Origin of the sequence: Streptomyces sp. NBC_00273, assembly GCF_036178145.1 — a bacterium.
In the GTDB taxonomy this organism is placed as follows: Bacteria; Actinomycetota; Actinomycetes; order Streptomycetales; family Streptomycetaceae; genus Streptomyces.
The window spans coordinates 6,743,468-6,761,921 of the sequence record NZ_CP108067.1 but is presented as its reverse complement, the minus strand read 5'-3'; the positions used below and the strand labels follow the sequence as shown (position 1 = coordinate 6,761,921).

Genomic DNA, 18,454 nt, shown 5'->3' with positions numbered 1-18,454 from the left:
CTGTTCAGGTTACGCACGGATGGCCACGCTGAGTCACGTGAATCAGGAAACCTGCCTCGCCGCCACGTTCCCGTCCACCCCGCGCGGAGCACGCGCCGCCCGAGCCCTCACAGTCAACCAACTCACGCAACAGGGGCTTCCGTTCGAGGATGCCGCGCAGGTCGTGGCCGAGCTTGCCGCGAACGCCGTGACCCACGGCCGCGTACCGGGGCGGAACTTCCGGCTCGCGTTGCGGATCACGGACGGGCCTACGCTCCGTATCGAAGTGTCGGACACCAGGCGGGAGTTCACACCACCTGCGGTGCCGGCGTCACCTGGGGCGGAATCGGGGCGGGGGCTAGTCCTGGTCGCCGCGTTCGCCGCGCGCTGGGGGATCGATCACGGGCCCGCGCCGCTGAAAACCGTATGGGCAGAAATGGATCTGGGGAGGCCGATTTCGCCGGATCGAGGTTTCCACGTTCCGGTGGATCGACTACCGGTCGCGCGCGACGCCTAAGGAATGGACAACCGGGGGAAAGGGCCTCTCCATACCTCTCCCTCCCCTCCCACCCGGTCGGGGGAATCACCCCAACCTGGCTGACGCGTATGACAAATCGGGCTGGCCACGCACATCCAGTCCCTCCCCACCGGCCGCAAGGTGACCATCAAGGCCCTGGTCGAACGCTTCCGGGAGGGCGAGGTCCGCATCGCCGCCGCCCTGCGCGAGCTGGAGGCGCACGGCTACCGGCCCGATTCCAGGAGCGGCTCCCGTCCGAGCGTGTCGTGACCTGCACGGTCCCGTACAACAACCCGCCCGCCAGGTCGGCGGAAACGGCCCACGAGCGCCGCGATCCGCAATCCTCCCAGCGCCGGCCCCCGCCCCGGAGCCTGCTCCCGAACCCGCCCCGGACGAGGCCCCGGCAGACGTCCCGGAGGTCGAGCTACTGGCCCGGCCGCGCTGCTCGCCCCGGGCCTCTGCCGAGGCTGCACCCCACCACCGGCCACGGCGGCGACCGCCGCGTAGGCCGTTCCCTCGGTAAGGGGCCTTAGGGCGTGTATCGGAAGTGACGTGCGGGGCTGTCGGTTGGTCAGTCCCGAGGTAGGGCGGCGAGCCAGCGGTCGTCCTGGAACTCGGCAGGGACTTCGTCCTCCCCCGGATCGATCCCCCGGCGTTCCAGCTCGTCGAACCATCGGTCCCGCTGTGACTCGGGGAGACGCCGTCCGCACCAGGGACAGAACCCGACGGTGATGCTCGACGTGCCGCCGTCGTGGATGATCAGCCCGTACTCCTGGAACTTGGCACTGAAGTCGATCAGCGCGTCCGGGCAGGCGAAGGGGTCGTCGTGCTGGTCACAGCGCACATTCACGCGGCGGCTCATCACCTCGCAGCAGTGGTTGGTCATGACCTCGGCTTCTCGTTCATCGGCACCATGCCCAGAAGTAGATCATGGACCGTGCTGATCACCGGGTGGCAGCTGATCGACGGCATACGGTTCCGTGCCCGTACCGACGTCCCCTGGCGGGACCCGCCGGAGCGGTACGGGCCCTGGGCCCGGGTGTACGACCTCGACGCCGCCGTCGCCCAGGTCCCGGCCGACGGACCCCTGCGCCCGCTGCGCGCCCCGGACGGGCGGAGCTGGACGAGGACGAGGACGAGGGTGGCGGGCATGAGTGAGCTTCAGTAGCCGACCACATCACTGCGTTACGGGTAGGCACTCGGCGAGCAGCTCGACGACGTCGCGCCAAGCTCGCTGTGCGTGCCGCGGGTGGTAGCCGACACCGGGGGGCGCGGCGTGGTCGACCGGTGGGTGGTGGAAGGCGTGCAAGGCTCCGCCGTAGACCGTGAGGCGCCAGTCGACGCCTGCGGCCTGCATCTCGGCGGTGAATGCCTCCCGTTGCGCGGGTGGCATGATCGGGTCTTCCGAACCGACTCCGGCCCACACCGGGCAGCGAATGCGCGCCGCCTCGTCCGGTCGGCCCGTGGTCAGTCCATTGACCGTCCCGATCGCACGCAGGTCGACGCCGTCGCGCCCGAGTTCCAACGCGATGGCGCCCCCGGTGCCGTAACCGATAGCCGCGATGCGGTCGAGGTCGGCCCGCGATTCGGCGCGCAACACGTCAAGCGCCGCATGGCCGATGCCCCGCATCCGGTCGGGATCGGCGAGCAGCGGCATGCAACGGGCCAGCATCTCCTCGGGATCGCTCAAGTAGCGCCCGCCATGTAGGTCAAAGGCCAGTGCCACGTACCCCAGCTCCGCCAGGGCCTCGGCCCGGCGGCGCTCGACGTGGCTGAGTCCCATCCCCTCGGGTCCGATCAGGACCGCGGGCCGGCGATCGGCACCGGCCGGGAGCGCGAGGTGTCCGATCATCGTCAGGTTGTCGGCTGGATACTCCACTGCACGCGTGGTGACCGTCGTCATGCGACCGGACTGTAGTGACCGTCGAGTTCGTTCGGACGGGTGTTCACCGCTGGCGGACAGTGGCCAGGTGGATCTTCGATCCCAACTTGCGGTCCCCGGCCCGACGCCGGCCCCCGACCTGCGGACGTATCACCTCTGCTGGCGGTACCGCTCGCCGAAACAGCACCCGCGACTCGTCCGGGACCAACCGCGTCCTAGTGTGGCGTGCGATGTCGGGTTGGCTTGGGGGAGGCCGTGAAGCGTGTTCGAGTTGAATCTGCCTGTCGAGACGCTGGAAGTACGGGGACCGTTGTTCGCGGCCGGAGTGGTGTGGCTGAGGCTGGGAGGTACTGACTTCCCCGAGTCCGGTTGGCACGACAGCCCCCTTTCGGTCTTCGGCTCGCTCTGCACAGCCGTGCAGGGGGTGCTGAAGGGAGAGACGTGGGACGCCTATTTCTTCGACGGCTCGTACTTCGTCAAGATGATCCCGGTTGCAGCTGCGCCGGGAAGCCCGCGTCTCGTCCGGGTTGCGGGCGTGTGCGACCGGGACGAGGCGAATCCCGTTGTGCTCGCCGACACCACGACACCGCTCGGCGATGTCGTCGAAAGCCTCAACACCGTGCTCCGGTCCCTGCGTGCATGGGCAGCCGTCGAAGGCGATGCGGAGATCCGGGCCATGCTCTTGGCCATGCCGGATCTGGCAGAACCCACGACTCCTGCGACCCCTGGGCCCGGTTCACCGTACTGATCGCACGCGGACGGCTGCGACTCCTGCTGCGCGCCCCGGCCGGCCCCCGCATGCGCGCTGGCTCGGCGGGACACGTCCGCAGAGCCGCCCCGCACCCCGCGCCAGGGGCCCCGCACACCTCCGCCGAGGCCGCACGCGCAGGCGCCCGGTCGTGGGGACGTGCCGCCGGTCGTACGGTGGAAGGAGGCGCGCGCCCCCGCAGCAGCCTGCGGCGGTGCACGTGCCCGCACAGGCCGCGCAGCACCCCGACCCCGAGGGGCGAATACCACGGGCGGCTCCCCGCGACCCCCGACGAGGGGAAACTCCGATGCGTACGAAGAACAGCCGGATCCGTCGCGTGTGCGCCGCCGCCTATACCGTCCCGCTGCTCGTGCTCGGCGGAGCGGCCACCGCGATCGCCGTCCCGGCGGCAGCCGCGGCGGCGTCGGCCTCCGTCACCCGCAGCGTGCAGCAGTCCTCGCCGGACGAGATCCTCGCACTGGTCAACGCCGAACGGGAGAAGGCGGGTTGCGAGCCCCTGACGGTGGATCCGCGGCTCGCGGCGGCCGCCCAGGCCCACGCCGACGACATGGCGGCGAACGGACTGACCGCGCACACCGGCTCGGACGGGTCCAGCGACCTGTCCCGCATGGAGAAGGCCGGCTATTCGCCCGCGGGCCCGTCCTCGGAGAACGTCTCCGGACCGGGCCACGCCTCCTCGAAGTCCCACGTCGACGGCTGGATGGCCAGCACCAGGGGCCACCGGGCCGCCATCTTGAACTGCACGTACAAGCAGACCGGGATCGGCACGAGCGGTGAGTACGCCGTCCAGCTCTTCGCCGTCCAGTCGAGGTAGCCGCACAGCCGATCCGGCACCGAACGAGGGGGAAGCCCTGCCGAGCGGTCCGGTACGGGGGGACCGGACCCGCCGGCGACGAATTCGGAGAGCAGGTACGTCCCCATGCACATGTCGACCCGTGTCGCCGGTGTCCTCACCGGCCTGGCCCTCGCCCTCGGCGGCGCCGCCTTCGCGGCCCCCGCCGCCCACGCCGACGTCACGGCCTGCATCAACCAGGTCGAGCGCGAGCTGCAGGGCGGCGAGGCCCCGGACTCCGTCCGCATGGCCTGCTACGTCGGTCTGACCGGCGACAACGAACAGTGCGTGTCCGGCCTGACCGGAGCAGGCGTCACCAACGGGACCGCCGTGAGCGCCTGCCGGGTGGCCCCCGAGTAGGAGTTCCGAGTTCCGCCGCCCTTGGCCCCACTCGTTTCCGAAAGCAGGTGTGTGCCCCATGCACCCGTCGACCCGTATCGCCGGTGTCCTCACCGGCCTGTTCCTCTCCCTCGCCGGCGCGGCCCTCGTCGCCCCCGCCGCCGCCCACGCGGACATCCCTGCTTGCACGAACATGGCCGCGCAGGCGGGCGCCGAGGTCACCGACGCCGTCACGGCGGCTTGTCGGCAAGGCGTGAGCGGCGATCTGCAGGGCTGCGTGAGCGGCCTGACCGGGGCCGGGGTGCCGGGTGGCGCCGCGAACGGCGCCTGCCGGACCGCGGCCCTGGAACCGCGGTAGATCGATCGCAGCGCCCGTTTCCCTCCGTACGCCGTCGGCGCAGGCCGAGGACGATCCGAGGGGAAACGGGCGCTGCGCGCTGCTGCCCCGGCCGCGAAACAGTGACATGCGTCACGGTGCGCCCATCGGCGGTGGGCTTTCTTGACGGAGCGTTAACCCGCCGACATTTCGATATTTGTCCCTTTTGGAATCGACATTCCCCACTCCGCCGGAAACGGAATATGCGATACCGGCAGACCGGTCCCCGACCTGCCAGGTCACAGCCGTTTCTGATCGCCCATCAGACGGTTGCGGGAGTGACCAAATCGTGATGATGCACGATCACGGTCCCGTTTCAAGCCGCGTGCCGACCGCCCCAGGCTTGTGATCAGCGGAAACTTGCCAGGCCATTCAGAGCCTTTTAAGAATGGCGGCCTCTTCGGCGCCCTGTGATTCCGGCGCCGGAAGCTTCGCGATCACTGAATGAGGTCAGGCATGCAGAAGCATCGGAAGAAGACGTCCTACAAGAAAATAGTCATCGGCGTCGGCGCGCTCGCCATCGTGGGTGTTCCCACCGCCGCCATGGCCTGCTTCGACGGTCAGGACGACGGCAACGGCCGGATCCGGACCGCGAGCCACCAGCAGCAGCGCCCGTGGCAGTGGCAGTCCACCCCGTCGGCCACTCCGAGCACCCTGGCGCCCGTGGACGCACCGCTCCCGAGCGGAGCGCCGAGCAGCAGCCCCTCCGAGGCCTCCCCCAGCAGCTCCGCCGAGCCCACGCAGCCCGTCGTACAGCCCACGCCGCCCGCGCAGCCCAAGCCGGCGAAGCCGCCGGTCGCCACGAAGAAGCCGCAGGCGCCCGCGCCCCAGCCGTCGAAGACCGCCGCCCCGCCGGCCTCCGGCGACGTCGCCCAGGTCCTCGCGCTCGTCAACCAGGAGCGCGCCGCCGCCGGCTGCCAGGCCGTGTCCCTCAACGCGAAGCTCACGAAGGCCGCGCAGGACCACAGCGCCGACATGGCCTCCCACAGCAACATGTCCCACACCGGCTCCGACGGCTCGGACCCGGGCGCGCGGATCACCCGCGCCGGGTACGCGTGGAGCACGTACGGCGAGAACGTCGCTTACGGCTACAGCACTCCCGAGAAGGTCATGGAGGGCTGGATGAACAGCCAGGGCCACCGGGAGAACATCCTGAACTGCTCCTTCAAGGAGATCGGCATCGGCCTGGCACAGCCCGGCTACTACTGGACGCAGGACTTCGGCACGGCGCGCTGACCCCGCGCCCGCCCGGTCAGCCGGGAGCCGGGAGCCGGACCGCGGCTTCCGGCTTCCGGCTTCCGGCTCCCGGCTATGCGCCGTAGAAGAGTTCCTCCACGACCGCCCGGGCACGGCGGGTGATGCGGCGGTAGTCGTCCAGCATCTCCCCGACCGTGCCCTCGGCGTATCCGAGGTAGCGGCCCACGGCCGCGAGTTCCCGGGCCTCGGTCGGGAAGGTGTCCCCGGCCCGGCCGCGCACCAGCATCACGGCGTTGCGTACCCGGGTCGCCAGGACCCAGGCCTCGTCCAGGATCTGCGCCTCCTCGGTCGGGATCAGGTCGGCCGCGTGGGCGGCCGCCAGGGCCTCGCGGGTACGGGTGGTGCGCAGGCCCGGTTCGACCCAGGCGTGCCGCATCTGGATCAGCTGGACGGTCCACTCGACGTCGCTGAGGCCGCCGCGGCCGAGCTTGGTGTGCAGGGTCGGGTCGGCCCCGCGGGGCAGCCGCTCCGATTCCATGCGGGCCTTGAGCCGACGGATCTCGCGCACGGCGTCCTCGCGGAGCCCCTCCACCGGATAGCGCAGCGGATCGATCAGCTCGATGAAGCGGGCGCCGATGTCGGCGTCGCCCGCCACCGGTTCGGCGCGCAGCAGGGCCTGGCTCTCCCAGGTCAGTGACCAGCGCCGGTAGTAGGCGGCGTAGGAGGCCAGCGTGCGCACCAGCGGGCCGGAGCGGCCTTCGGGGCGCAGGTCGGCGTCGATGAGCAGCGGCGGGTCGGTGGTGGGCAGCTGGAGCAGCCTGCGCATTTCGGCGATGACGGTCTGGGCGGCCTTGGCGGCCTCCTGCTCGTCGACGCCCTCGCGGGGCTCGTGGACGAACAGGACGTCGGCGTCGGAGCCGTAGGCGAGTTCGTGGCCGCCGAAGCGGCCGACGCCGATGACGGCGAAACGGGTGGGCAGCATGTCGCCGTAGTGGCTGTGGACGGCGGCGCGCAGGGCCCCTGCAACGGTGGCGGCGGTCAGGTCGGAGACGGCTCCGCCGACCCGGTCTACGAGGGCTCCGTGGTCCTCCTCGGCCGGGTTGTCCTCCGTACCGTACGAGCCGATGATGTCGGCCGCGGTGGTGCGGAAGAGCTCGCGGCGGCGCACGCCGCGGGCGGCGGCGACGGCGGCCTCGGGGTTCTCGGCGCGGCCGACGGCGGCGAGGACCTCCTGCTCCAGGGCCTCGTGCGTACGGGGCTCCAGGCCCTCGGGGTCGCCGAGCAGGGCCACGGCCTCGGGGGCGCGCATCAGCAGGTCCGGGGCGAGGCGTCCGGCGGACAGGACGCGGGCGAGGTTCTCGGCGGCAGCGCCCTCGTCGCGCAGCAGGCGCAGGTACCAGGGGGTCTTGCCGAGGGCGTCGGAGACCTTGCGGAAGTTCAACAGGCCGGCGTCCGGGTCGGCGGAGTCGGCGAACCAGCCGAGCATCACCGGCAACAGGGTGCGCTGGATGGCGGCCTTGCGGGTGACGCCGGAGGCGAGGGCTTCGAGGTGGCGCAGGGCCGAGGCCGGGTCGGCGTAGCCGAGGGCTTCGAGGCGCTGGCCGGCGGCGCGCGGGGAGAGCCGGGTCTCGCCGGGGGTGAGCTGGGCGACGGCGTCGAGCAGCGGCCGGTAGAAGAGCTTCTCGTGCAGGCGCCGGACCACGGAAGCGTGCCGGCGCCAGGCCTTGTTGAGTTCGGCGACGGGTTCGGTGCGCAGGCCCATGGAGCGGCCCAGGCGCCGCAGGTCGTTCTCGTCCTCGGGGACGAGGTGGGTGCGGCGCAGCCGGTAGAGCTGGATGCGGTGCTCCATCGCGCGCAGGAAGCGGTACGCGTCGTGCAGTTGGGCGGCGTCGGCGCGGCCGACGTAGCCGCCGGCGGCGAGGGCGTGCAGGGCGTCGAGCGTGGTGCCGGAGTGCAGGGTGGCGTCGCTGCGGCCGTGCACGAGCTGGAGCAGCTGGACGGCGAACTCGACGTCGCGCAGGCCGCCGGGGCCGAGTTTCAGCTCGCGCTCGACCTGGGCGGCGGGAATGTTGTCGACGACGCGGCGGCGCATCTTCTGGACGTCGGCGACGAAGTTCTCGCGTTCGGCGGCCTGCCACACCAGCGGGCTTATGGCGGCGATGTACTCGGCGCCCAGGGCTTCGTCGCCGGCCACGGCGCGGGCCTTGAGGAGGGCCTGGAACTCCCAGGTCTTGGCCCAGCGCTGGTAGTAGGCCAGGTGGGAGGCGAGGGTGCGGACGAGGGGGCCGTTGCGGCCCTCGGGGCGGAGATTGGCGTCGACGGGCCAGATGGTGCCCTCGACGGTGGTCTCCGAGCAGATCCGCATGAGGTGCGAGGCCAGGCGGGTGGCGGCCTGGAGGGCCTTGCCCTCGTCGGCGCCGGGGGCCGCGTCGCCGACGAAGATGACGTCGACGTCGGAGACGTAGTTCAGCTCGTTGCCGCCGCACTTGCCCATCGCGATGACGGCGAGGCGGCACAGGGCGGCGTCCTCGGGGGCGGCGGCGGAGGCGATCCGCAGGGCCGCGCGGAGGGTGGCGGTGGCCAGGTCGGCGAGCTCGGCGGCGGTCTGGGCGACGTCGATGGTGCCGCAGACGTCGCGGGCCGCGATGGAGAGCAGGCAGCGGCGGTAGGCGACGCGCAGGCCGACGGGGTCGTGCGCGTCGGCGAGGCCGAGCTCGAACTCGGCGAGTCCGGGGTGCAGGTCGGCGGCCTCGTAGGTGACGAGGCCGAGCCAGTCGCGGGGGTGGCGGGCGAGGTGGTCGCCGAGGGCTTCGGAGGCGCCGAGCACGCCGAGCAGCCGGTCGCGCAGCGGCTTGGCGCTGACGAGGGTGTCGAGGAGCCCGGGCAGCTCGCCGTCGGGCTGGGCCTCGGCGAGCCGGACGAGCCCGAGGAGGGCGAGGTCGGGGTCTGCGGTCGCGCCGAGGGCGTCGAGCAGCACGGGATCGGTGCGTACGGCCGCGAGCGCGTCGGCGTCGAGCAGCCGGGCGGCGGCGGAGGGGTCGGTGAAGCCGCTGCGGAGCAGCCGGATGAAGGTGCTGCTCCTGCGTCCCGGGACCGTCATCCCGCCGCCTCCCGCGGTTGTCGCTGCCACTGCCTGCCACTGCCTGCCAGTGCTCGCCGGTGCTCGCTGGTCCTCGCTGGTGTCTGCGCTGATGTCTGCGCTGCCCTGGCGTGCTCTGCTCCTGAGCCTAAGGCCCTGGGACCTGTCGGCGGAGTCCCGCCCGGGCCGCGGCGCAGATTTGGGCGTGTCCGGATCAAATGTTCGACTCAACGCGCATACGATGCCAAGAATTCTCCGATCATCAGATTATTCATCGCATCATTGGGGTACACCCCGCCGTCCTGCCGGAAGGAGCCCCGTGTCCGACTCCTGGCAGGGCCCCGGGGCCTGGAACCCGCAGGGCGTGCCGACCGGATCCGCGTGGGGGCAGCAGGCCTGGCCGTCCGAGCAGGCGCACCAGGGGTACGAGGGACACCACCCGACACAACAGCCGCACCAGGGCTACCCGCAGCAACACGCGCACCCGCACCCATACCCCCACCCGTCCCAGCAGGCCCACCAGACCCCGCCGCACGCCGACTTGGCCGATGCAGCCAATGCGGCCGGACCGGCTGCATTGGCCGAGCCGGTGGAGCCGGTCGACCCGCCCGCCGCGGTCGAGTCCGCCGAAGCCGCAGACGCTCCCGACGCTCCCGAGGCCGCCGCAACCGCCGACGGCCGGCGCCGGGCGCGCCGCGCAGCCCGCGGCAAGGGCGGGGCCCGCGGTGGAGCCCGGGGCGGGGCCCGCCCCTCTCGCCGCCGCCGGACCGGCCTCGTCAAGGTCGTCGCCTTCTGCGTGGTCACCGCCGCCGGCAGCCTTCTCCTGCTCCGGGGCAACGAACTCCTCGACCGCCTCGGCTCCCCCACCGTCCCCGAGAAGGCGGCCCCCACCCCCGCCCCCGAACCGCCCGACCCCGGCCGGGTGCTCCAGGTCATCGCGCACCCCGACGACGACCTCTACTTCATGAACCCGGACCTGCGGTACTCCATATCCGCCGGCCACCCCGTGACCTCGGTCTACCTGACCTCCGGCGAGGCCGACGGCATCAACGCCGGCTCCGCCAAGGCGGCCACCACCAAGCCCGACAAGCCCGCCTACGCCGAGGCCCGCCAGAACGGCATCCGCGCCGCCTACGCCAAGATGGCCACCGGCGACCGCGGCAGCCCCTGGACGCGCACCGTCGTCCCGACGAAGGGCGGTGGTCACGCCGAGGTAGACGTCCTGGTCGCCAAGCCCCAGGTCAACCTGGTCTGGTTGCAGCTCCGCGAGGCCGGCACCGTCTACGACAACGCCCCCGACAGCCTGCACGGCCTGTGGGACGGCAAGGTTCCCCGCCTGGACTCCATGCTCGCGTCCGGTACCCCGGTCACGCAGAAGTTCTCGTACACCAAGGACCAGGTCGTCCAGACCCTCGTCGGCATCCTGGAGCAGTACCGGCCGACCACCGTCCGCTCCCAGGACCCGACCCCCGGCCGGTATCCCAACACCAAGCGGTACGCCGACCACCAGGACCACTTCTACGGCGCCCGGTTCGTACAAATGGCCACCGCCGCCTACGCCAAGGACGTCACGGACCGTCCGCACTTCGCGGTGCAGAACTACGCCGGCTACATAAACGGCTCGCTCCCCAGCACCCTGGACCCGGACGAGGCCAAGGAGAAGCTGGACATCCTGGGCACCTACGCCTGGCTCGACCAGCAGAACCACTGCAACAGTCCCGCCGGTTGCGGCGACCTCAAGGTCTCCGACCAGCCGGGCGGCAACCGGTGGTCGGACTCCATCAACTACACCCGCGGCACCAGCACCAGCTGGCTGACCTCCGACGCGGAGCACGGGCTGTGGGCCTTCAAGGTGCTCGACGGCCAGGTCGCCGTCTGGCACCGGCCCGGTCCCGTCGGCCGTTGGAAGGGCCCGGACCTGCTCCCCGGCACCGGCATGGACCCGGGCGTGAGCACCGTGACCCTGCCGGACGGCCGGATCGCCGCCTTCGGCACCCGCACCTCCTTCGGCGCGAAGCCCACCGACTACGTGCGCGAGGTCGTCTACGTCGTCCAGAAGCAGCCGGGGGCCGAAGAGTTCACGGAGTGGCAGTCGCTCGGCACCCCCGAGACCGCGGACGAGACCTGGACCTCCGACATCAGCGCGCCGGCCGTATCGGTCGACGGCACCGGACAGTTGGCGGCGTACGTCCGCGACGGCGCGTCCAGCCTGCGCGGCCGGGTGCAGCGGCCGGACGGCAGCTGGGGGCCCTGGGAGAAGTACGGCGGCACCGACCTGCACGGCTCCCCGGCCACCGCGACCGACGGCTCCGGGCGGCGCATGGTGTTCTCCGCCACCTCCAAGTCGGTGGTGGGCTGGGTACAGCCGAAGCCGGGCGCCCCGCTGGGCCAGGTCACGGCCACCGGGCTGCCGGACACCACGCTCCCGCTGACCGCGGACGGCCGCGAGGGCGGGGTGCGGCTGTGGTTCCGCAAGCCCGGCTCCGGCAATGTCCGTACCGCCCTGATCACGGGTGAGGGCGGGCTGAAGGTGAGCCAGATGACCGACCTCGGCGGCCTCCAGGGCTTCGGCTCGGTGACGGCGAGCGGGCACGTACTGGCGGGCCGCACGGCGGGCGGCCAGCTGGGCTCGGAGGCCGGGCCGGGGCGGCCCTGGGAACGGTCCCCGCTGATGTTCGTCGGCGCGCCCTCCTCCACGATGACCGGCAAGAACCTGGTCAGCCTGGCGGTGGTGGGGCTCGACGCGCGGCTGTACGTGACCTCCTCGGCCGACGTGCCGAACGCGCACCTGGCGCCGTGGCAGCCGGTGGGCCCGCGCAACGCGCCTCCGTTCCCTTAACCGCACACCGCCCGTAACCGCTGTCCGCCCGGGTCGCCGCCATAAAGGGACGAACAACGTCCGCATTTTGTCGGAGAAAAGCACCGGTCATCTGCGCATTCGGTGAACCAAGTCCACCGAATCGCCCTCTCTTTGACTGTTGGACGCTTTCTCCCGCCCAGAACTGACCCGAGGCGAGACCCGATGCCCGTGACCCGTCGCCGCTTCGCGGCCCTGCTCACCGTGCTGACAGCCGGCGCCACCGGTGTGCTCTCCGTGGCCGGCGGCCAGCAGACCACCGCCCAAGCCACCCAGGAGAAGAACCCGGCCGCGGCCCGGCCCGCGAGCATCACCGCCGGTTCGGTCGTCCAGATCGTCGCCCACCCCGACGACGACCTGTTCTTCATGAACCCGGACCTCAGCCGGTCCCTGCTGTCCGGCACCCAGGTCACCACCGCCTACCTCACCTCCGGCGAGTCCGACGGCCGCAACGAGGCCCACGGCGGCGCCGCCTCCGACCCCGAACAGCCCGCCGACCGCGCCCACTACGCGGAGGCCCGGCAGAACGGCATCCGCTCCGCGTACGCACAGATGGCCACCGGGGACCGCACGAGCGCGTGGAAGCGTACGGTCATACCCACCGCCGGGGGCGGGCAGGCCGAACTCGACGTCCTCATAGCGAAGCCGCAGGTCAACCTGGTGTGGCTGATGCTGAGGGAGGCCCGCAGCACCGGCGGGGACACCCCCGAGAGCCTGCGCGGCCTGTGGAACGGGCGGATACCCGCGCTCGACGCCCAGCTCAGCTCCGGCACCCCGGTCAAGCAGCCGTTCACGTACACGAAGGACCAGCTCGTCCAGGCGATAGCCGAGGTCCTGGACCGCTACCGGCCGACGACGATACGGATGCAGGACCCGACGCCGAACCGGTACGGCGAGAACGGGACCGGCCGGTACACCGACCACCAGGACCACATGTACGGGGCCCGCTTCGTGCAGGCCGCCACCGCCGCCTACGCCGCCCAGGTCAGCCGGCGCCCGCACTTCACGGTCCAGAGCTACCTCGGCTACCACAACAGCACCCTCCCGCACGCGCTGGACCCGCAGACCGCCGAGACCAAGACCGGCTTCCTGAAGACCTACGCCTGGCAGGACCACCAGGACTACTGCGGCAGCCCGTCGGGCTGCGGCGACCGCAAGGTCGCGGGCAACCCGACCGGGCGCAACTGGGCCCAGTCGCTGCGCTACACCCGCGCCGACAACACCTCCTGGCTGACGGAGGGAACGCCCGGCCGCCTGTGGGCCTTCGCGACGCTGGACGGCCAGAGCGCGTACTGGTCCCGCAGCGCCGGCGGCGACTGGGCGGGCCCGGTCTTCATCCCGGGGACGGGCATCGACCCGGGCGCCACCGCCGCCCGCCTCCCCGGCGGCCGCATCGCCGTCCTCGCCACCCGCACCACCTTCGGCTCCACGCCCGCGGAGTACCGGCGCGAGGTCGTGTACGCCGTCCAGTCCGTGCCCGACGGCCCGTTCGGCCCGTGGCAGTCGCTCGGCACCCCGGAGCGCACCGACGACGAGGGCACCTCGGCGATCAGCGCGCCCGCGGTGTCCGTGGACGCGCGGGGCCTCCTCACCGTCTACCTCCGCGATTCGCGCCGCACCCTGCGCGCGAGCACCCAGCAGCCGGACGGCAGCTTCTCGGCGTGGGAGCGGCTCGGCGGCGAGGACCTGCAGAGCGACCCGGTGACGGCGATCGACGCGGCCGGGCGGCGCCACGTGTACGCGACCACCACGACGTCCGTCCTGGCCTGGACCCAGCGCACCCCGGACACCCCGCTGCTCGGCCCCGCACCGACGGGCCTGCCCGCCACCACGGTCCCCCTCTCGGCCGCCCCGGACGGCGCGGGCGTCCGCCTCTTCTTCCGCCGCCCGGACTCGGGCGTCGTCCGCACCGCCCTGGTCACGGCGGGCCCCTCGGTCCGGCCCCAGGTCTCCAGCGTCACGGAGGCGGGCGGGCGCGCGGGCTACGGCGCGGTCGGCGCGGCGGGCCGCCTCATGGTGGGCCGCGCGGACAGCGGCACCATCAGCACCACGGGCCTCGGCGGCCCCCCGGCATGGGTCGAATCCGGCATGCTCTTCGCGGGCGCCCCGTCGGCCGTCCTCGAACCCTCGGGCACCATCACGACGGCGGTCCTGGGCCTGGACGCCGAACTCCACACGACGACGACCCCCACCACCCCCAACCGCCCCACCTGGCACCGCGCGGTCCACTGACGCCGTCGCCCGGCACGGCGCCTCACGACGTTGCAGCCGGGCGAGATGCGCGGCGCCGAACGGCACGGGCGCGACCGGCAAGATCCGGAAGGTGACGACCTAACCGCGCGGGCCGCGGGTCGCTTCGGCGCGGCGGAAGGCCTCTTCGCAGGTGCGGCCGGAGCGGGTGGCCACCAGCGAAAGGGTGTCGATGAGGCCGCCGTTGGTGAAGTGCAGACGCCAGGAGCCGCTCTTCAGGGCCACCGCCGCAGCGGGCCCGCCCTGGCGGGCCGTGACCTGCCAGCCGCGTTCCTCCAGGGCGGTTTCGAGGGCCGCCAGCCGGTCGTCGGCGGCGGGGCCGTCGCCCCTCCAGTCCGCGATGCAGTCGGCGAGCTCCCCCTCCTCCGCGGGGTACGGGGCGCCCGGGGCGAGCCCGGCCGCAGCCGCGGCGGCGGCGAGCTCCGCCGCGACGGTGCCGCGCGCCGGATCTCCCCCGGCGCGTGCCGGAACCTCGGCCCCGGCGGGCTCCCGAACCCAACTGCCGTCGAGACCGTCTTCACCCTCCGCCCCCAACAAGGCCCCACCCACACCAAGCACCCCGACGAACACCGCAACCCCGACAGCCCCCACAACGGCCGCCCACAAGCCGCCCCTGCTCCTACTCACGCTCTTCCCCCGCACCCGTTCTCCCCGCAGCCCACCCGGGCACCAGCCCCATGCTAGGCGCCGCCGGCCCGGTGACGTACACGCTGAGCTGCGGCTACAGCACCGGGAGATTCTTGCGGAGTCCGAAGGCCGTGGCCTCGCTGCGGTACTCCGCCCAACCTCTACGGCCCCCATCCCACCCAGCACCCGAGGGGCCGTCATTGGCCACCGCCGCTACCCTCCGACGCCCCAGAGTCAGCCCCCCAGGCCTGTCACTACTGCGGCCCGGACGGCCTCAGCACACAGCTCCGGGTGGGAACGCCTATTGCAGTCCATGTCTGGCCCTCGAGCTGCGACTTTGCCTACAAGGAGTCCGTCATTCAGCGATCTCTATCGCATACCGTGCACGCGAACCGAGCTCAGACGTCAGGCGGAAGAGTTCATTGGCGTCGAGTCTCCAGTTCAGCTGTGCGGGAAGACGCGGAGAGGCGGGCTGAGGCTCCCCCTCCGGGCGACACCCTTCAGCCTCAGGCGGCGCTCACTCGTCGCGGGCCTTCCTACGGAGGATCGATCGGTTGGCATGCTTGGTGACGACACGCAGATTGGCGTGCTTGCGGTGGTACTCCTGCCAGTCCGTAACGAGTGCTGCGTTCTCCAGCTCGGCAACTGAGAAGCCAGCCGCTTTGTCGGGGGAGATGACGAACGCTTCTAGCCCGCCGTGTTCCTGGATGAAGCTCGCAGCTAGTTCCTTGAACACGGGCTGATAGTGGTCCACGTCCGCCTCGCGGGGCGAGGCGATGCTGTCCCCCGTGACCGCGCACACCACAGGCCCATGCGCGAATGCCTCGGTGAGTACTGCGAGGACCTGGGGCTTGACCGCCCGCCGCAGGCACCCGTCCACCTGCCGGCCGTGAGGAGTCGCCTTGAGGCAGTCTTGCCACGAGATGTCTATGTCCGAGCCGTCGATCCGGACCAGCATCAGCCCACGGTTGTTCCACTCGGTCCGCACCACCACGAACCCACCGACCCCAAGCCCTGCCTTCTCCTCGTAGTCCGGGTGGAGAGTGATCAGGTCCCGCAGGAACTCCTCGTCGGCCTCGCCGACCACCTCGTCGAAGCGGTACGAGTTCATGATCCCTTGGATCCGTTCCCGTAGCGCCTTCTGTGTCCGGAAGTGCTCGCCGTTGATCCGATACTCCAGCCGTGCCACGTGCCCCACCCCTCGTCGCTGATAGCCGTACCGGCCCTAATGGGGCAGTGTGCTCGCCAGCTCCGGTGTGCGCAGCCCGCACGACTGAACTGGACAGGTGGTCGCGAGATTCCCGCCACCGTCCGAATCCGCGACCTCTACGTCCTAAGCAACCTGGGTGGGATCTTGGCCCCGGGCCGGTGCCCCTCTCACCTGCGCTGGTGGTCCGCGCTCTTCCGCCGGTGTACCTCGGCATTGTCACGCAGCTGGACACCCACCCTTGCGCTTGGGGTCAGCCACCGAACAACTCCGGGTGAGGACAGCCCTCCGGTGAAGCCTCCGGCCGATCCGCCCACTGCCACCAGATGTGGCGCTGCGAGAGGCCCCGTACGCCGCGGCAACGCGCTCACCGCCACAATCGCAGCGAGCGAATCCGCCGAACTTCATCGGCTGACTGCACTCAGGACATCGGGAGAGAGGAGTCGGACTACATGAGCGGACCGTACTCCGCCGGCCGTCCCTGCGCCCTCGCCTTCTGATCCGTAGGTCTAGCCAGGTCGGTCAGCGGCGGCCATACCGGCTGCCTCATGGCCTCGCCGGTGTACTGGCGGTCTGGAATGGTTGGGGTGGTTGCTTCTCTGAACCACCGGCCCGCGCCCACGAACACGGCGCTGGACGTGTGGGCTACCGAACCGAGGCCGAACCACTCAATCACCGAAGACCAGCGCCTAGTCGTTGCCGCGGCCTGCGGAGGTGATCAGGGCGACGAGCACGAGGAGGCTGACGGCGAGGGTGGTGACCTGCTGGGCGTCCCAGCCCTGCTGGATGGCAAGGACGGTGATGGCGACCACCACGTAGGGCCAGGAACGGCGCGGGGGCTGGGTGGTGTTGGGGGTGGTCACGGCGGGCCTCCTGTGATCGTCTGATCGGGTGGAGGTCTCACCGTCTTCGATGGTGTGATTGTCCGCTCCGGGGGACAAGCGTCCTTGCAGGTGGCGGCCGAAGATCGGGAACAATCCCCGGGTTGTTCCCGGGACAACAGGATGCGGGGGAGCCATGGGGCGACCGCTGGGCGCGTTACGAGGCCGGACCGAGCAGGCGAACGAGCTGGCCGTGTGGCTGGCAAAGTGACGCTCGGCAAGGCGATCCGGACGCTTGAGGAGCACTTTGCCTACAGCACGACCTCGTGGAGCGAGTTCCGCAGCGGCAGCCGCCTGCCGTCCGAGGACCTCCTCAAGGCCGTGGTCGAGCGCTACGTGACAGAGCCGGAGATGCGTGACCGCCAGAAGGCGGAGGGCCTGCGCCTCCTGGCAGCCGCGAAGAAGGCCGAGGCGGCCCTGGTGGATACCGCGGCCCCCGAGCCGGCCCCGCTGCCGGTGCCGGTAGCGCGGGGCACCGATGAGGTAGCCAAAGCCCTGCTGCGTCTGGACGACGCACGGATGCGGCAGATCGAGGCCCTGGAGAAGCTGGCCTCCTCGGAGCGCCAGCGGGCGCAGTTAGAGAACATGGTCTCCATCCTCCAGGAGCGCTGCACAGTGCTGGAGGTGGAGCGGGACCGGGCCCGCGAGGACGTCCGCGCCGAGCTGGAGAGCGAACTGCAGATCTCCCGGGAGTACCGGCGCCAGGCAGACGAGAAGCTGGAGCACGCCCGCCGGGCGGAGGAGAAGGCCTACCAGCTCCGTCTGGCCGCCGAAGAGCAGGTCTCCCGCGAACGCCTCGCCGTCAACAGCATCGACGACAGGGCCAACGACAGCGCTCCGGAGCCCTCGGCCGCCAGCCCGGACTACCTGGGGCTCCCGCCGCTGGAGCAGATCCGCGACGTCCTGCAGGCAGCCCAGGAACAGCTCGAGGCCCAAGACGACGAACTCGACGACCTCGAGGACCTGATCGGCGTCGACCCCGCCCCGCGGGCCCCCCTCTCTCGGCGTGATCCCTGGGTCCCGCATGCAGGTCCGAAACAACCCAAGGACTACCTGTTCCCCGAACCACAAGGCCCGCAGCAGAATCCGGACGGGACTGATCAGACCGAGTCGCCCGTTGTCCCGGAACAACCCCAGGACAACCCGAATTACCTGATGACCGAACCTGCGACTGGTGACTTCTTCGGCATGCCGTCCAGGGACGATAAGACCTGGGCCCCACCACCGCGGGACCTCGCCGAGGGTGCCGTGCCCCCGAAGGAGCCCGACACGCAACCCGGTCAGACACCCGGTGCCAATCCCGGTCTGCTCGCGTTCACAAAGATGTTCGGCGACCGGCTCACGGACATCAGGGAGCAGGCGAAGCGCAGCTGGACGGACGAGGAGATCTCAAGCCTGATCTTCTCCGGGTTCGACGAGCAGAACGAGACCAAGGAAGTAGCCAGCTGGTTCGCTGGCACCACGATGCCCACACGACGGGGCCAGCTCTCCGACCTTCTGAACATCCTGGGCGCCACACGCCGACAGAAGCGCGACATGCAGGAATTCTGGACGGCGGCAGTCGACTCCGAGTTTCCGCCAAAGTGGTGGTTCCGGCGGCGCTGATCACGCTCAACCAGTCCGCTCGGCGCTACCGCGAGGCCATCGCGGTAGCGGGCGCGC

Annotated in this window: 17 protein-coding genes; 11 read left to right on the top strand and 6 right to left on the bottom strand. The window is 71.3% G+C overall.

Annotated features, from left to right (window positions below; all coding sequences use genetic code 11):
- Nucleotides 1-19 precede the first annotated feature (19 nt).
- Nucleotides 20-496, top strand: coding sequence for an ATP-binding protein (locus OG386_RS30090; protein WP_328790708.1), 477 nt, complete (start codon nucleotides 20-22; stop codon nucleotides 494-496).
- A 141-nt stretch (nucleotides 497-637) separates the two neighbouring features.
- Nucleotides 638-766, top strand: coding sequence for a hypothetical protein (locus OG386_RS30085; RefSeq protein ID WP_328790707.1), 129 nt, complete (start codon nucleotides 638-640; stop codon nucleotides 764-766).
- 301 nt (nucleotides 767-1,067) lie between these two features.
- Here the strand turns inward: OG386_RS30085 and OG386_RS30080 are convergent, their stop codons facing one another.
- Complete coding sequence (locus OG386_RS30080) at nucleotides 1,068-1,382, bottom strand: DUF6980 family protein (protein ID WP_328790706.1); 315 nt, start codon at nucleotides 1,380-1,382, stop codon at nucleotides 1,068-1,070.
- Between the two features lie 27 nt (nucleotides 1,383-1,409).
- Here OG386_RS30080 and OG386_RS47005 point away from each other — a divergent pair, with 27 nt between their 5' ends.
- Complete coding sequence (locus OG386_RS47005) at nucleotides 1,410-1,664, top strand: hypothetical protein (protein WP_405787021.1); 255 nt, start codon at nucleotides 1,410-1,412, stop codon at nucleotides 1,662-1,664.
- A 9-nt stretch (nucleotides 1,665-1,673) separates the two neighbouring features.
- Here the strand turns inward: OG386_RS47005 and OG386_RS30070 are convergent, their stop codons facing one another.
- Nucleotides 1,674-2,399: a dienelactone hydrolase family protein gene (locus OG386_RS30070; RefSeq protein WP_328790705.1), complete on the bottom strand. Its 726-nt coding sequence runs from the start codon at nucleotides 2,397-2,399 to the stop codon at nucleotides 1,674-1,676.
- A 241-nt stretch (nucleotides 2,400-2,640) separates the two neighbouring features.
- Between OG386_RS30070 and OG386_RS30065 the strand changes: the two genes are divergently transcribed.
- The 5 genes from OG386_RS30065 to OG386_RS30045 all read left to right on the top strand — a co-directional run bounded on the left by OG386_RS30065 (nucleotide 2,641) and on the right by OG386_RS30045 (nucleotide 5,930).
- The gene (locus tag OG386_RS30065; RefSeq protein ID WP_328790704.1) at nucleotides 2,641-3,126 is read left to right on the top strand and encodes a hypothetical protein; all 486 of its coding nucleotides are present in this window, start codon (nucleotides 2,641-2,643) and stop codon (nucleotides 3,124-3,126) included.
- 307 nt (nucleotides 3,127-3,433) lie between these two features.
- On the top strand, nucleotides 3,434-3,961 hold the full coding sequence (locus OG386_RS30060; protein WP_328790703.1) for a CAP domain-containing protein: 528 nt from the start codon (nucleotides 3,434-3,436) through the stop codon (nucleotides 3,959-3,961).
- A 105-nt stretch (nucleotides 3,962-4,066) separates the two neighbouring features.
- Nucleotides 4,067-4,339 (top strand): hypothetical protein, encoded by a 273-nt coding sequence (locus OG386_RS30055; protein WP_328790702.1) that lies wholly within the window; start codon nucleotides 4,067-4,069, stop codon nucleotides 4,337-4,339.
- A 58-nt stretch (nucleotides 4,340-4,397) separates the two neighbouring features.
- On the top strand, nucleotides 4,398-4,676 hold the full coding sequence (locus tag OG386_RS30050; protein WP_328790701.1) for a hypothetical protein: 279 nt from the start codon (nucleotides 4,398-4,400) through the stop codon (nucleotides 4,674-4,676).
- Nucleotides 4,677-5,150: 474 nt separating this feature from the next.
- On the top strand, nucleotides 5,151-5,930 hold the full coding sequence (locus tag OG386_RS30045) for a CAP domain-containing protein (RefSeq protein ID WP_328790700.1): 780 nt from the start codon (nucleotides 5,151-5,153) through the stop codon (nucleotides 5,928-5,930).
- 73 nt (nucleotides 5,931-6,003) lie between these two features.
- On the opposite strand, the gene OG386_RS30040 is transcribed toward OG386_RS30045, so the two are convergent.
- Nucleotides 6,004-8,991 carry a bifunctional [glutamine synthetase] adenylyltransferase/[glutamine synthetase]-adenylyl-L-tyrosine phosphorylase gene (locus OG386_RS30040; RefSeq protein ID WP_328790699.1) on the bottom strand — a complete coding sequence of 996 codons (2,988 nt, stop codon included), beginning with the start codon at nucleotides 8,989-8,991 and terminating at the stop codon, nucleotides 6,004-6,006.
- Between the two features lie 298 nt (nucleotides 8,992-9,289).
- Between OG386_RS30040 and OG386_RS30035 the strand changes: the two genes are divergently transcribed.
- Entirely contained in the window at nucleotides 9,290-11,809 is a 2,520-nt protein-coding gene (locus OG386_RS30035) for a PIG-L family deacetylase (RefSeq protein WP_328790698.1), read from the top strand.
- 183 nt (nucleotides 11,810-11,992) lie between these two features.
- A complete protein-coding gene (locus OG386_RS30030; protein WP_328790697.1) occupies nucleotides 11,993-14,059 on the top strand; it encodes a PIG-L family deacetylase in 2,067 nt (688 codons plus the stop codon).
- Nucleotides 14,060-14,158: 99 nt separating this feature from the next.
- On the opposite strand, the gene OG386_RS30025 is transcribed toward OG386_RS30030, so the two are convergent.
- The 3 genes from OG386_RS30025 to OG386_RS30015 form a co-directional block, all read right to left on the bottom strand.
- A complete protein-coding gene (locus OG386_RS30025; RefSeq protein WP_328790696.1) occupies nucleotides 14,159-14,626 on the bottom strand; it encodes a hypothetical protein in 468 nt (155 codons plus the stop codon).
- Nucleotides 14,627-15,221: 595 nt separating this feature from the next.
- Entirely contained in the window at nucleotides 15,222-15,893 is a 672-nt protein-coding gene (locus OG386_RS30020) for a DUF3223 domain-containing protein (protein WP_328790695.1), read from the bottom strand.
- 707 nt (nucleotides 15,894-16,600) lie between these two features.
- Complete coding sequence (locus tag OG386_RS30015) at nucleotides 16,601-16,774, bottom strand: hypothetical protein (protein WP_328790694.1); 174 nt, start codon at nucleotides 16,772-16,774, stop codon at nucleotides 16,601-16,603.
- A gap of 213 nt (nucleotides 16,775-16,987) precedes the next feature.
- Between OG386_RS30015 and OG386_RS30010 the strand changes: the two genes are divergently transcribed.
- Nucleotides 16,988-18,397 (top strand): hypothetical protein, encoded by a 1,410-nt coding sequence (locus tag OG386_RS30010; RefSeq protein WP_328790693.1) that lies wholly within the window; start codon nucleotides 16,988-16,990, stop codon nucleotides 18,395-18,397.
- The last annotated feature ends 57 nt before the right edge of the window (nucleotides 18,398-18,454 follow it).

Excerpts from the sequence above, each read along its gene's own strand:
- OG386_RS30090 (WP_328790708.1), top strand. The coding sequence starts at position 20 with ATGGCCACGCTGAGTCACGTGAATCAGGAAACCTGCCTCGCCGCCACG.
- OG386_RS30080 (WP_328790706.1), bottom strand. The coding sequence starts at position 1,382 with ATGACCAACCACTGCTGCGAGGTGATGAGCCGCCGCGTGAATGTGCGC.
- OG386_RS47005 (WP_405787021.1), top strand. The coding sequence starts at position 1,410 with ATGCCCAGAAGTAGATCATGGACCGTGCTGATCACCGGGTGGCAGCTG.
- OG386_RS30070 (WP_328790705.1), bottom strand. The coding sequence starts at position 2,399 with ATGACGACGGTCACCACGCGTGCAGTGGAGTATCCAGCCGACAACCTG.
- OG386_RS30060 (WP_328790703.1), top strand. The coding sequence starts at position 3,434 with ATGCGTACGAAGAACAGCCGGATCCGTCGCGTGTGCGCCGCCGCCTAT.
- OG386_RS30055 (WP_328790702.1), top strand. The coding sequence starts at position 4,067 with ATGCACATGTCGACCCGTGTCGCCGGTGTCCTCACCGGCCTGGCCCTC.
- OG386_RS30050 (WP_328790701.1), top strand. The coding sequence starts at position 4,398 with ATGCACCCGTCGACCCGTATCGCCGGTGTCCTCACCGGCCTGTTCCTC.
- OG386_RS30045 (WP_328790700.1), top strand. The coding sequence starts at position 5,151 with ATGCAGAAGCATCGGAAGAAGACGTCCTACAAGAAAATAGTCATCGGC.
- OG386_RS30040 (WP_328790699.1), bottom strand. The coding sequence starts at position 8,991 with ATGACGGTCCCGGGACGCAGGAGCAGCACCTTCATCCGGCTGCTCCGC.
- OG386_RS30030 (WP_328790697.1), top strand. The coding sequence starts at position 11,993 with ATGCCCGTGACCCGTCGCCGCTTCGCGGCCCTGCTCACCGTGCTGACA.